The sequence below is a fragment of the Campylobacter showae genome (assembly GCF_900699785.1).
Lineage (GTDB): Bacteria > Campylobacterota > Campylobacteria > Campylobacterales > Campylobacteraceae > Campylobacter_A > Campylobacter_A showae_D.
The window spans coordinates 1,378,304-1,390,629 of record NZ_LR535679.1 but is presented as its reverse complement, the minus strand read 5'-3'; the positions used below and the strand labels follow the sequence as shown (position 1 = coordinate 1,390,629).

At 47.7% G+C, this 12,326-nt stretch carries 11 protein-coding genes; 3 read left to right on the top strand and 8 right to left on the bottom strand.

Translation table 11 applies throughout. The features are described from left to right. Positions 1-54: 54 nt before the first annotated feature. Both dsbI and dba read right to left on the bottom strand, forming a co-directional pair. A complete protein-coding gene (dsbI, locus tag E4V70_RS06985; protein ID WP_122862413.1) occupies positions 55-1,569 on the bottom strand; it encodes a disulfide bond formation protein DsbI in 1,515 nt (504 codons plus the stop codon). Positions 1,570-1,579: 10 nt separating this feature from the next. Next, the gene (dba, locus tag E4V70_RS06980; protein WP_004319779.1) at positions 1,580-1,747 is read right to left on the bottom strand and encodes a disulfide bond formation protein Dba; all 168 of its coding nucleotides are present in this window, start codon (positions 1,745-1,747) and stop codon (positions 1,580-1,582) included. A gap of 232 nt (positions 1,748-1,979) precedes the next feature. Here dba and menA point away from each other — a divergent pair, with 232 nt between their 5' ends. Together menA and E4V70_RS06970 are read left to right on the top strand one after the other, a co-directional pair. Next, on the top strand, positions 1,980-2,882 hold the full coding sequence (gene menA / locus E4V70_RS06975; protein WP_122862412.1) for a 1,4-dihydroxy-2-naphthoate octaprenyltransferase: 903 nt from the start codon (positions 1,980-1,982) through the stop codon (positions 2,880-2,882). 136 nt (positions 2,883-3,018) lie between these two features. Continuing rightward, positions 3,019-3,588: a YceI family protein gene (locus E4V70_RS06970; RefSeq protein WP_122862411.1), complete on the top strand. Its 570-nt coding sequence runs from the start codon at positions 3,019-3,021 to the stop codon at positions 3,586-3,588. A 392-nt stretch (positions 3,589-3,980) separates the two neighbouring features. On the opposite strand, the gene E4V70_RS06965 is transcribed toward E4V70_RS06970, so the two are convergent. Then, positions 3,981-5,123, bottom strand: coding sequence for a glycerate kinase family protein (locus tag E4V70_RS06965; RefSeq protein ID WP_122862410.1), 1,143 nt, complete (start codon positions 5,121-5,123; stop codon positions 3,981-3,983). A 652-nt stretch (positions 5,124-5,775) separates the two neighbouring features. After that, positions 5,776-7,146: a GntP family permease gene (locus E4V70_RS06960; protein WP_122862409.1), complete on the bottom strand. Its 1,371-nt coding sequence runs from the start codon at positions 7,144-7,146 to the stop codon at positions 5,776-5,778. A 461-nt stretch (positions 7,147-7,607) separates the two neighbouring features. Here E4V70_RS06960 and E4V70_RS06955 point away from each other — a divergent pair, with 461 nt between their 5' ends. After that, a complete protein-coding gene (locus tag E4V70_RS06955) occupies positions 7,608-8,489 on the top strand; it encodes a hypothetical protein (RefSeq protein ID WP_122862408.1) in 882 nt (293 codons plus the stop codon). Positions 8,490-8,910: 421 nt separating this feature from the next. Here E4V70_RS06955 and E4V70_RS06950 read toward each other — a convergent pair whose 3' ends face one another. Genes E4V70_RS06950 through recA form a run of 4 tightly spaced genes read right to left on the bottom strand, consistent with a single transcriptional unit; the run spans position 8,911 to position 12,315 of the window. Continuing rightward, the gene (locus E4V70_RS06950; protein WP_122862407.1) at positions 8,911-9,654 is read right to left on the bottom strand and encodes an AMIN domain-containing protein; all 744 of its coding nucleotides are present in this window, start codon (positions 9,652-9,654) and stop codon (positions 8,911-8,913) included. A 33-nt stretch (positions 9,655-9,687) separates the two neighbouring features. After that, entirely contained in the window at positions 9,688-9,957 is a 270-nt protein-coding gene (locus E4V70_RS06945) for an FtsB family cell division protein (RefSeq protein ID WP_002953583.1), read from the bottom strand. Beyond that, positions 9,954-11,204 (bottom strand): phosphopyruvate hydratase, encoded by a 1,251-nt coding sequence (eno, locus tag E4V70_RS06940; RefSeq protein WP_122862406.1) that lies wholly within the window; start codon positions 11,202-11,204, stop codon positions 9,954-9,956. Before eno ends, E4V70_RS06945 begins: the two co-directional genes overlap by 4 nt. Positions 11,205-11,208: 4 nt before the next feature. Next, on the bottom strand, positions 11,209-12,315 hold the full coding sequence (gene recA, locus E4V70_RS06935) for a recombinase RecA (protein WP_122862405.1): 1,107 nt from the start codon (positions 12,313-12,315) through the stop codon (positions 11,209-11,211). Between the last annotated feature and the right edge of the window lie 11 nt (positions 12,316-12,326).

The following is a 12,326-nucleotide window of genomic DNA, read 5'->3' as shown; positions in this document are numbered from 1 at the left end:
ACGGAGCGATTCATCGTAAAAATCGCCCCGAAACGCTTAAATTTGAAACTAAATTTAATTTAGTTGATAAAGCGTATTTTTGCCATCCTGATAGGATAAAATATTCATCGCGCCGTCTTTAAAGAATATACTTCTAGCGTTTGTTATCTCGCTCGGATAAGCAAGCGTCTTTATGATCTCCTCGGTTTTTGGATCTATAAGCACGATAACGTTGTGATTTTTGCTAAGCGCGTAGAGCAAGCCGTCTTTGTAAGTCATCGACGTAACGTAAAGATCGCCTAGGCTCTTGCCCTCTTTGAGTGCGGCTTTTGGCGTAAATTCGCCCGAAAGCGTGCGGTCGCTCAGTAAAATTTTAGATATGACGAACTTCTGCGCGTCTTTGTTGTTCGGCACGGTGGCTAGATAAAAATACGTCCCATCGGTAGCGATGCTTGCTACGTGGTTAAATTTAGCTCTGACGGTATCGATCCTGCCGCGTCCAAGTCCTTTGCCTTGACCTTCAAATTTATCATTACCACGCATAAAATCGGCGTATTGAAGCGCCTCGTCCGCGTTAGGATTTTTTGCAAATCTCAAAAGCGTCTTGTTTGAGCCCATGAGCATGTATTTATCGCCCATAAACGATATCACGCCAATGATCGGATCGACCGTCGCCGAAAAGTACGGATCGATCTCAAAATCGCTCGCGACCTTGAAATTTTCATCCATGAAAAAGACTTCCCATTTCGAGCTAGCGACGAATTCTCCGTTTATAAAATCGAGAGAATTTATAGGCTTAGTAAAATCGATCTCTTTTTTAGACGCGATATTTAGGCTCTCGTCGGCCTTTAGCGGAGCGTTGTTTGGATCGTTGTCAAATTTCACTCCCAGCTTCTCGCCGGCCGGAGCAAAGGCGTAATCAGGCGCCGCGACGTCTCTTTTGCCCAAAAACGATACTTTTTTCCAGTGGTTTTTGTAGCCGCTATCGTCCCAGATGATGTATTTCGGATCAAGCGTAAAGCGCACCGGATCGCCCTGCCCGTAATAAGGCGGGATGCCTGTACTAACGAAAGCTTGAAATACGTTTGAGGCGATTATAAATGCGCAAACGATAAAGGCCGCGCGAGTAAATGAGCCGAATTTTCTGATCTTCTCTCCGCCCATTTCCTCATCAAAAGCGCTAAATTTAGGCGCAAAGAAAAATATAGCCCCAAGCAGCACCACGACCGCCCAAAACACTACCTCGGCCCAAAAATACGTATGGATACCGAAAACCGCGAGCCCAAAGCCCTGATCGAGATCTCTGTGCGCGTGGATGCCGAAGTGCGCAAAAGACTGCCACAGCCCAAATCCCGTCATCACTAGCAGCATAGCTAAGTATTTAGCCTTTAGCCCGTATCTAACGATAAAAAGAGCCATCACGCCGATAAAAATCATAGCCTCGCGCTGCCCCCAGCATAACGTGCACGGGCTGTCTTTTAGCACGTAGCCAAAGATCAGGTTTGCTATACCTACCGGCAAAAGGATGATCAAAAATCCAGCCAAGCACATAAGTGCATAGAAAAATTTTGCTTTTTTGATTTCGTTCATGCCGCGCTCCTTATAGATTGATTGCCGTGAGCAGATTGCCCGACTTGTGCCCTACGTATAGATACGCCATAAACAGCCATGCGACCACGACCAAACCGAATGCAATCTTTTCTTTTTGCGGTTTAGCTATGATGATTATCACGGCCACCAAAACTAATAAAAGCTGTAAAAATTCCATCTTTTCTCCTTATCGGTAATATTTACGAATTTAATTTTATCCCAAAAAAACTTAAAGTAATTATTAGTTTTATAATTTAAACCGTCTTAGCAAAGTCACCAAACTACCGTCAAATTTACAAATTTCACTCGTAAACCAGGTCAAATTTATATTATTTTTTGCATTTGGGTGCTAAATTTGAGCTCAAATTTACCGTAAATTCGGCGTGCAAAAATCAACATAAGGCAAAAAAATGATAACCGCAAAAGCTCTCTACGCATCAGCTCGCCTTAGATCGCTACCGCTTAGCGTCTCGGGCGTGTTGCTGGGCAGCGGCGCAGCATACGGTGCAGGCGTATTTAGAGCCGATATTTTCGCGCTTGCACTACTTACGACGCTGCTGTTTCAGATACTCAGCGACTATGCTAACGACTACGGCGACGCGGTAAAAGGCACCGACGACGAGGGCAGGCTGGGGCCGCGTCGCGCGATCCAAACGGGGCAGATGAGCGCCGAGCAGATGAAGCGCGTCATCGTCGCTACGGCGCTGCTTGCGGCGTTTTCGAGCTTTGCTCTAAGCGTTTTGGCGTTTGGCGAGCGGTTTTATCTCGTGCTACTGTTTTTGGCGCTAGGCGGCGCGTCGATATATGCCGCGATCCGCTACACCGTGGGCGCCGGCGCTTACGGATATAAGGGGCTTGGCGACGTTTTCGTATTTTTGTTTTTTGGACTGCTTAGCGTGCTGGGCTCGTATTTTTTATACGCGCAATCGCTCGATGCGGCGCTGCTGCTACCTGCGTGCGCATGCGGTATGCTTAGCACGGCCGTACTAAATCTAAACAATATGCGCGACATCCAAAACGACGCGCTCAAGGGCAAGCGCACGATCCCCGTGCGTATCGGGCTGCGTGCGGCCAAGCGCTATCACTACGCGCTGATCGCGGGCGGGGCGAGTCTGATGCTTTGCTACTCGCTTTTGCGCGGAGATTCAGGCGTAAAACTACTCTACATAGCGAGCTTTGTGCCGCTTATTTTGCACCTATTTTCCGTGTCGAAAATTCGGGAGTGTCGCGACTTCGACGGGCAGCTAAAGGTAGTCGCACTCTGCACATTTGCGATGTCGGTGCTGTTTTTCGTCGGGGAAATTTTGGGCTAAATTTAGCCTGATTTTTTATCGCACGATCTTGAGGCGGCAAGTCAAGTAATTCAAATTTTTCTCAAAATGTTGCGAAAAAGTTATATATTTACTTTTTTAAAATACACTTTCAAACTAAAATCACAAGGAGAAAAAAATGAAAAAACTCATCAAATTTTCGCTAGCTGCAGCGCTCGTAGCGAGCTTCGCAAACGCCGCGGTATACGAGATCGACCCGGCGCACAGCAGCGTCGGCTTTAAGATCAAGCACCTAAGCATATCAAAAGTCAGTGGAAATTTCGGCAAATTTGACGCCGTGATCGACTACGACAAGGATACAAAAGAGCTCAAAGCGCTCGAGGCCACCATCGAGACCGCCTCGGTAAATACGCAAAACGACAAGCGCGACGAACACCTACGAAGCGTGGATTTTTTCAACGCGGCAAAATTTGACAAAATCACCTACAAAATGGTCAAATTTGAGAAAGAAAGCGACACGGAAGGCAAGGTCGTGGGCACGCTCACGATGCACGGCGTCACTAAGCCCGTGGTGCTAAAATTCGAGCTTGGCGGCTTTACTGCGGATAAAAACGGCAAGGAAAAAATCGGCTTTAGCCTAGAGGGCGATACGAAACGCAAGCTCTTTGAGATCGGGCTAGACACCTCAGAGATCACGCTATCTGACAAAGTCGAGCTAGAGATCGAAGTCGAAGCCAAAGAAAAATAATCCCCAAAATAAGCCTAAAGCCTGTTTTTCGGGCTTTAGCTCGTTAAATTTTGAGTTTTTGGCCTAGATTTTTTGCAAATTCGGTCGCGCATTACGGCTCGGCGCGAAACCGCCGCGCTAAAAACTCAAATCCAAAATTTGATTTTACTAGATAAATTTACGGACTTGCAACAACAAAGCATGATGTCAAATTTGAAAAATCCGCGAAACTGCCGTGCCGAGCGGTAAAATGCAAAGCGACGCGCTAAATTTTAAAATCCGCAAAACCTCCGCGCAAAAGGCAAATTTACTATAAAACCCTCGCTCAGACTCGCTAATCATACCGAGCAAACAAAGCTCAAGCCGACAAACCGATAAATTCGCCGGCCCCATCGCTGCAATAAAGCGTAAATTTACCCCTTACGCCCTAGCAAATATAGCCTCAATGCCTGCTGGGCCGTCATTTTGAGATTGCGCGTCGCGGTTTGCTTATCCATCGCCTCTTCTAGGCTCACGGGCTCGTTTAATACGCTAAAAAACGCATCGATGCCGTTTTCGTTACAGCCGCCCGCGCACGGCGACACGCTGCCCGCTAGCGCGATGACGGGTTTGCCGTATTTTTTGGCGATCTTGGCCACTCCAGTCGGTGTCTTGCCCATCGAGCTTTGAAAGTCCAGTCGTCCCTCGCCGGTGATGATTAGATCAGCGCTTTTCACGTCCTCTTCGAGGCGGATTTCCTCCATGATGATGTCGATGCCGGGCTTTAGTTTGGCGTTTAGGTAGCTCACAAACCCGTACCCTAGCCCGCCTGCCGCGCCCGCGCCCTTGAAGTTCCAAAATTCGCTCGAAAAGTGCTCGCTCGTGGCACTCGCAAAGCTAATAAGCCCAGCGTCTAGATCCTTTACCATCTGCTCGTCCGCGCCCTTTTGCGGGCCGTAGACGTAGGCCGCGCCGTTTTTGCCAAAGAGCGGGTTATCCACGTCGCAAGCCACGAGGAATTCGCACTCTTGCAGCTCGGGGGCTACGTTTTTATTTGAGATTTTTGTGATTTTTATGAGGTTTTCGCCTTTACCCTCGAGCAGCTCGCCGTTTTCGTCAAAAAACTCGTATCCAAGCGCGCTTAGCATACCCGTGCCGGCGTCATTCGTCGCGCTGCCGCCGATACCCACGATAAATTTACGCGCGCCCTTGCTAATAGCATGCAAAATCATCTGCCCAAAGCCGTAAGTGCTCGTTTTCATCGGGTTTCGGCGCTCTTTTTCCACCAGCATGAGCCCGCTGGAAGACGCCATCTCGAGGATGCCCAGCTCGCCTGCTAGCGCGTATCTGGCGGGGATCTTTTCGCCGAGAGGATTTTGTACGATGACGTCGATAAACTCGCCATCTAGCGCATCCGCTAGCGCCACCACGCTACCCTCGCCGCCGTCTGCGATAGGTTTTACCACCACCTCATCGGTCTCGCCGGCTAGGGCTTTGAGACCCTCTTTTACGGCGTTGCCGGCCTCGAGGGAGCTCAAAGAGCCCTTGAAAGAGTCAATTGCTATTAGTATTTTCATCTGTTTTCCTTTTTTTGTTAGCGGCTTGTCTTTTTCCTTTATACTTCATTAGAAATTTCGCCGAAGCTCGGTTACATACTATATGTATGCGCCCTCGCTCGACTCATTTCCGCCTTGTCTCCTCGTAGCGAAGTCTCGTTACGAGCGCTTGCGCGAAGTAAAAAGAAAAAATACTTCACCCTAAATTTTACGGTCAGATTTTATCAAATTTAGTTTAAACTCGCGACGCTTATAAATGCCAAATTTGACTCCAAGCCCGCGACGCTTTGCTCGAAGAGCAAAGCCACGTCGCCACATCTCACGTGCAGTGGGGCTGGAGAGGGCTTGGGAGAGGAAGGGGCGACGCTTCGTAAGTAGAACCCCCTTCCTCTCCCATAAAAAGAGAAAAGCGGATACTAAAGAGAGCTCTTTTGCGTCGCTACGCTTGTCTTGTGCTTACACTCTCTTTGAGAGCTACAGAGTAGACCGTAATTCAAGCCCCTTCCCCTTAACAAGAAAGATTAAATTTAATGCGCAATGCTAAATTTAACCAAACCAAATTTAACATTTTCAAGATGCGGGTCTAGGCGGACAAATTTGAAAATTTACCGTTCATACCGTAAAGAGTGCAGTCTCGTCACGCCGAAACCGCACTCAAATTTAGCCGTAAAATTTACAACAAAACCAGCGACGCTACCCAAACCGTCGCCATACCTACGATACCCATTATAAATGTAAGCATCGTCTGAGTCTTGTAGCCCTGCTCCGGCGACATCTTGCTAAAGTTCGTAACGACCCAGAAGTAACTATCGTTAGCGTGCGAAACCGTCATCGCGCCCGCAGCGATCGCCATCACCGTTAGCACCGCACCCATCTCGCTAGTTAGCCCCAGCGCGCTCATCATCGAGCCGCTATCGGTGAAAAGCCCCATGATAGAGGCCGTCGTCGTAAGCGCCACGGTCGAACTGCCTTGAGCGGTCTTGATGATAGCAGAGATAACAAACGGGAAAAATATACCAACGGTGCCGATGAGATGGGCGTTTGCCTTCATAAACTCTACAAAGCCCGCCTTAGCGATGACGTTACCTAGCACGCCGCCAGCAGCCGTGATGAAAAGGATCGGTCCGACGATCTTTAGCGTTTCGTTGGTCATGAAGTTAAATTCGCCCAGCTTGCCCGTTTTAGCCAGCAAGATAACGGCAAATAGCACGCCAACGCCAAGCGCGATGATCGGATTACCCAAAAATAAAACGAAATTCGCAAACGAGCCTTTTAGCTTTAGTATCGACACGACCGAACCCAGCGCCATCAGCAAAATCGGCATAAAAATCGGTGCCAAGCTCAAAAACGCGCAAGGCAGCTTGCCGTGCTCTTTGATGATCTCGTCGTAGCTCTTGCCAACGTCGGCGAGGTCTTCTTTTAGGCTCACTTTTGCGCCGATAGTCTTAGCGAAAAGATAGCCCGCGATGAGAACAGGTATCGAAACTACCGTGCCCACGGCAATGACTAGCAGTAGGTTGTGTCCCACGCCCACGAGTCCGGCGGCCGCTATCGGGCCAGGCGTCGGCGGTATAAACACGTGCGAGGTGTATAGGCCGCATGAGAGCGCGACGGCCATAGCTACGGGGTTGGCGCCGATTTTTTCCTTTATCGCGCGGCGGATCGGATCTAGTACCACAAAGCCGCTATCGCAAAAGACCGGGATACCCACGATCCAGCCCATGATTAGCATGGCTAGCTCGGGGCGCTTGTCGCCTACGCAGCGCACGACCATGTCGGCCAGCTTTAGCGCCGCGCCCGTCTTTTCCAGCGCCATACCGATGAGCGCACCCAGAATGATGACGATGCCTATGCTTTTAAATATCCCGCTAAATCCCTCTCCGATGATCGCGGGAACCTTGACCAGGTCGATACCCGCAACGACGGCTAGAGCTAGCGAAACGAGCATGATCGCTATAAAGGGGTGAACCCCGAACTTAGAAATCAGCACGATCATAACGACGACCGCGATGACGAAGCAGATGATGAGAGCAATACCGCTCATAACAGCTCCTTTCGGATAAAATTTTTGCCTAGCGCAATATTACCGAAATTTGTTTTTAAAATATATAAATTAGATTTGAAATTTTAGTTTCATTTTATAAAACGAGTGAATTTGACGGCCGATTACTTTTGCGGTAAATGTGCGAGCAGCTTTGGTGCGGTTAAATTTTGTTTTGAATTTAGGTTCGAATTTGGAGCAAATTTGTCACAAAAAATAACTTGTGAGGTTAAATTTGCGATATTATAATTCGTAAAACAAGCGTCAAATTTGACTACTAGCGCTTGCCGAAGCTCAAATTTAACTCTACCTTAAGCCTTACGACATTATTATTTTATCGATGATTTGCAAAAGATGCGAAGCGGTCAAATTTAAAGCGATTGCGGGCTTTATTGACCCGCATATTTTAGGCACGAGGCAAAACGTACCGTCTCCATTTTGCCGACAACTAAAAAGGATACGCCATGGGTATGATAATACTGTTTGTTTACATTATTCCTTATATGGCAGTTAGCGCCATAGTGATGGCTATTACCCTAAAACAGACTAATAAAATTTGGATCAGAGGCATAGTAGCGGCCGCGCTATTTTTAATCCCCACTTACGGCATCATCATCACGAACATTCTTGGGGCATATTACTGCGCTACCGCTCCAAAAGCCTTTATAAAGGAGACGGTAGAGTATCCGCAGAGTATTTATTTTGAGGATAATGTTCGCCCTTTTGAGGATGCGAACATAAACTGGATCAAGAGGAGGTTTGTCGACGGTATCCATATAAAAACTTTGGCTTTAAATTTATCCGACGAAAACGTGACCGTTTTTTCATTTAATGAGAATTCCAGCGAATTAAAAGAATATGAAGAAACCGAAAAAGAGCTTGATAAGGCCATGGGTATCTGCGATACTCTAGAAAAAGAAGTACGCAAAAAGCTTGAAGACGGAATAATAAAATATAAATCGGACGAGCATAGTAGATATATAAATAAAATTGATATGCAAAAAGAGTCGATATTTAAGCTCATGAATAAATCAAAAGAGATTCGGAATAAAATGATTATACAAACAACTACTACAAAAGATAAAATACCAGAAACGAACTATACCGCAAAATTTGACGAGATTAAGCTAGATAAATTTAGCTCAAATTTTCTCATCGCTACCGAATTTAAGCTGATAAACAATAAAACATCCGAGATAATCGCATACAAAAGGGAGTATCATAACTATTACTACAATATGTTTCCGAACCTATCGACGGGAGGTAAAATAAATTGGAAATCGTTTTGCGATTGCGAAAAGTTGGATAAAAAAATAGGCGTTATGTTTTTGGATGAATATTTATAAATATCGCCTATCCAAACAAAGCAATTAAATTTAACATCCGACTCTCGACTCGAAATTTATTTGGCAAAGCCGAGCCGATAAATTTAGTCGATAAATTTAGCAAACAGTCCGTACTTATCCGCCAAAAGATAAAGTCCTAAAAATAACGCGGCGTATAAAACTGTTTTAAATATTTTTAGCAAGGCGTGCAAATTTGATCCTTTTTGCTTCGTTAAATTTGCGAAATATTAGCCAAAGGGCAGTTAAATTTGAGTGAAATTGGGGGCAAAATCTGAAAAAGCAGGGAAAATAAATCAAGGCAAATTCGGCTAAATTTTAAAGCCAAATTTAAAAACGCGGCGAAGGCTCAAATTTAGTCCTTGCCGCGAGAAATTATCGGTGCAAATTTACACGCCGAAAGCTCGGCGCGTAAAAATCAAATTTATCTAGATAGCTTTAGCAGATACCCGTCCTGCGTCTTTTCGATCTCGTGCTTATAACTGCCGTCGAGATCAAAAACTACGCGGTAAAATTTACCGTGCGAGCCAAAAAGCGCCGTTTTAAACGCGCCGCAGTCAAGCTCGTCTTTTCTCGTGTTTACGTCCGTTTGCGAGGCGAAGTCTATCACGACCTTGGTGCCTTTGTCGATCGAGTAGTCCTTTAGCTTCTCGTCGGTCGTGAGGATCTTGATCTGCATCGGATAGATCTCAAATTTCGTCTGCTTATAGACGATCTGCTTTTGCGGTTGCGGCTTTTCAAGCGGCTTTATGACGACGTCTTTTAGCGGCTCCTGCACGGTCATGTTGCGCTCGGTAGGCTTTGGCGCGACGTCTATCGCGGCGGCTTTTGGCTCCTCTTTAGTGACCGAGACGTCGGGCTTTTCTACGACGACTGGTACTGCGATCTTGCTTAGCAAAAACTCATCCTGCCACGAGATGCTTTTGTTTATGTCGACGGTTTTTTCCTTGATGCTGCCGTCGAGGCTTTTGTATTTTAGCGTGACGGAGATGAAGTTTCTAGCGTCGGCGGGAAATTTGAAATTTTGCTTCTCAAAAGGCGGCAAATTTTCCACGACGTTGCTGCTAGCCATGCTCGCGTTTACATCGCCCGAGGGCGCAAAAGGATTTTCTCTGCCCAAAGCTAACCCGCAGGCCAGCGCCAAAAGCCAAATTTTACCGATTTTCATAACTCCCCCGTTTTTAAATTTATAAAGCTAAATTTACCCGCCGCTGCTAGGCTCAAGCTCTTTTAGCTCGAAATACGCCTTTTGCAGCTGGGCGTTTTGTTTTTTTAGCGTTTCGACGTCGCGTTCTAGCTGCGTTTTTTGCTCTTGCAGGCTTAGCATCACGTCTAGCGAGCGCTTGCCGAAGATTATGTTGCCCACGTAGATACCAAAACATATCACGCAAAACGCTATAAGCGTAAATCTGAGAAAAAGCCTGAAATCAAAAGGCTTTTTCTCGACGTATTCGTCTAGGACTTCGCTCAAATTTGATTTCCCAAAAACTCGTCCGTCTCGCGCTCAATCTCAAGCAGGCGGTTGTATTTTGCGTTGCGTTCGCTTCTTGAGGTCGCGCCCGTTTTAATTTGGCCCGTATTCATCGCGACGGCGAAGTCCGCGATAAAGCTATCTTCGCTCTCGCCGCTTCTGTGGCTCATCACGCAACGGTAGCCTTTGCGCTGTGCTAGGCGGATCGTCTGCATAGTTTGGCTGACGGTACCGATTTGATTTGGTTTGATTAGGATCGCGTTGCCTACGCCTTTGGCGATGCCTTCGCGCAAAATTTTCTCGTTCGTTACAAATAGATCGTCGCCGACAAGCTGCACTTTAGCGCCAAGCTTGCTAGTTAGCTTCGCCCAGCCCGCCCAGTCGTCCTCGCTTAGGCCGTCTTCGATCGAAAATATCGGATACTTCTCGCAAAGCTGCGCGTATCTCTCTATCAGCTCTTCGCTGCTAAATTCCTTGCCCTCTAGCTTATATTTACCGTTTTCGTACAGCTCGCTAGCTGCGACGTCAAGAGCTAGTTTGATCTGCTCGCCAGCTTTGTAGCCTGCTTTTTCGATGGCTTGCATGATTAGTTTGATCGGCTCTTCGTTATCGTTTAAATTCGGCGCAAATCCGCCCTCGTCGCCCACAGCCGTGCTGTGACCGGCCGCGTTTAGAAGGCCTTTTAGCGTGTGGTAAATTTCAGTCGCCGCTCTCAGCGCGTCGCTAAATTTATCAAATCCAAACGGCATAATCATAAATTCTTGAAAATCCACGCTGTTGTTCGCGTGCGCGCCGCCGTTAATGATATTAAACATCGGCACCGGCAGTACGCTAGCGTTTGCGCCGCCTAGATAGCGGTACAAAGGCACGTCAAGGCTCTTTGCCGCCGCGCGCGCTACCGCCATAGATACGCCAAGCACCGCATTTGCGCCTAAATTTGAGTAGTTATCGGTGCCGTCAAGCTCTCTCATCTCGTCATCAAGCGCCTTTTGATCAAACACATCCAGCCCGATCACGGCCTCCGCGATCTGCGAATTTACGTTTTCTACCGCCTTTAGCACGCCCTTGCCGCAGTATCTTTCGTCTTTATCGCGAAGCTCTAGCGCCTCGCGTTTGCCCGTGCTTGCGCCGCTTGGGACTATTGCGCTTGCTACGGTGCCGTCGCTTAGAGCTACGGTCGCCTTCACGGTCGGGTTGCCGCGGCTATCTAGCACCTCTATCGCAGTTACGTCTTCTATAAATACCATTATTTTATTCCTCCGTATTTTCTTCTATGCTTTCGCTTTCGTCGTCGCTATCTTTGCCGCCCGCGCCGCTTATTAGCTTATCTAGGCCGATCGAGCTTTTTATCGTAGCTACGATCTCGTCTGATATCTCGGGGTGCTCTTTGAGATAGGCTTTTGCGTTTTCGCGGCCTTGGCCGATTTTAGCGGCTTTGTAGCTAAACCATGCGCCGCTTTTATCGATGATATCAAGCTTCACGCCGTAGTCGATGATCTCGCCGTCGCGGCTGATACCCTCGCCGAACATTATGTCGAATTCCGCCGTTTTAAACGGAGGTGCGACCTTGTTTTTCACGACTTTTACCTTCGTGCGGTTGCCGATAGGCTCTTCGTTTTGTTTTAGCGTGGCGATTTTTCGCACGTCTAGGCGCACGGATGCGTAAAATTTAAGCGCGTTACCGCCCGTAGTGGTCTCAGGCGTACCGTAACCCATAGCGCCGATTTTCATACGAATTTGGTTGATAAATATCACGGTCGTGTTCATCTTGTGTACGACGCCCGCGAGTTTGCGTAGCGCCTGGCTCATTAGACGAGCTTGCAGACCTACGTGCTGATCGCCCATATCTCCCTCGATCTCGCTTTTTGGCGTTAGAGCCGCGACGCTATCGACTACGATAAGCTCGACCGCGCCGCTTCTAGCGAGGTTTTCTACGATCTCAAGCGCCTGCTCGCCAAAATCGGGCTGGCTGACGTAGAGATTTTCGGTATCTACGCCCAAATTTGCCGCGTATTTCACGTCTAGCGCGTGCTCGGCGTCGATAAAGGCGCACGTGGCTCCCGCTTTTTGCGCTTCGGCGATGATGTGTAGGGTTAGAGTCGTCTTACCCGAGCTCTCAGGCCCGTAAACCTCGATGATACGACCCTTTGGGATACCGCCGATACCAAGGGCTAGGTCAAGTCCTAGCGAGCCGGTCGAGATACTATCTATGGCCTCGACTTGCTTGTCGCCAAGGCGGATTAGCGTACCTTTGCCAAACGCTTTGTCTATCTGCTTTAAAGCCGCGTCTAAGGCCTTTTTCTTGTCCGAATCATTTGTCGGCGGGACTATCTTTTTCTCTTCTTTTTCTTTTGCCATCGGCTTCCTTA

What these genes read in the sequence shown, in the direction of transcription:
- E4V70_RS06970 (WP_122862411.1), top strand. Translation starts at nt 3,019, where the DNA reads ATGAAAAAACTCATCAAATTTTCGCTAGCTGCAGCGCTCGTAGCGAGC.
- dsbI (WP_122862413.1), bottom strand. Translation starts at nt 1,569, where the DNA reads ATGAACGAAATCAAAAAAGCAAAATTTTTCTATGCACTTATGTGCTTG.
- E4V70_RS06955 (WP_122862408.1), top strand. Translation starts at nt 7,608, where the DNA reads ATGGGTATGATAATACTGTTTGTTTACATTATTCCTTATATGGCAGTT.
- E4V70_RS06965 (WP_122862410.1), bottom strand. Translation starts at nt 5,123, where the DNA reads ATGAAAATACTAATAGCAATTGACTCTTTCAAGGGCTCTTTGAGCTCC.
- menA (WP_122862412.1), top strand. Translation starts at nt 1,980, where the DNA reads ATGATAACCGCAAAAGCTCTCTACGCATCAGCTCGCCTTAGATCGCTA.
- E4V70_RS06960 (WP_122862409.1), bottom strand. Translation starts at nt 7,146, where the DNA reads ATGAGCGGTATTGCTCTCATCATCTGCTTCGTCATCGCGGTCGTCGTT.
- eno (WP_122862406.1), bottom strand. Translation starts at nt 11,204, where the DNA reads ATGGTATTTATAGAAGACGTAACTGCGATAGAGGTGCTAGATAGCCGC.
- E4V70_RS06950 (WP_122862407.1), bottom strand. Translation starts at nt 9,654, where the DNA reads ATGAAAATCGGTAAAATTTGGCTTTTGGCGCTGGCCTGCGGGTTAGCT.
- recA (WP_122862405.1), bottom strand. Translation starts at nt 12,315, where the DNA reads ATGGCAAAAGAAAAAGAAGAGAAAAAGATAGTCCCGCCGACAAATGAT.
- dba (WP_004319779.1), bottom strand. Translation starts at nt 1,747, where the DNA reads ATGGAATTTTTACAGCTTTTATTAGTTTTGGTGGCCGTGATAATCATC.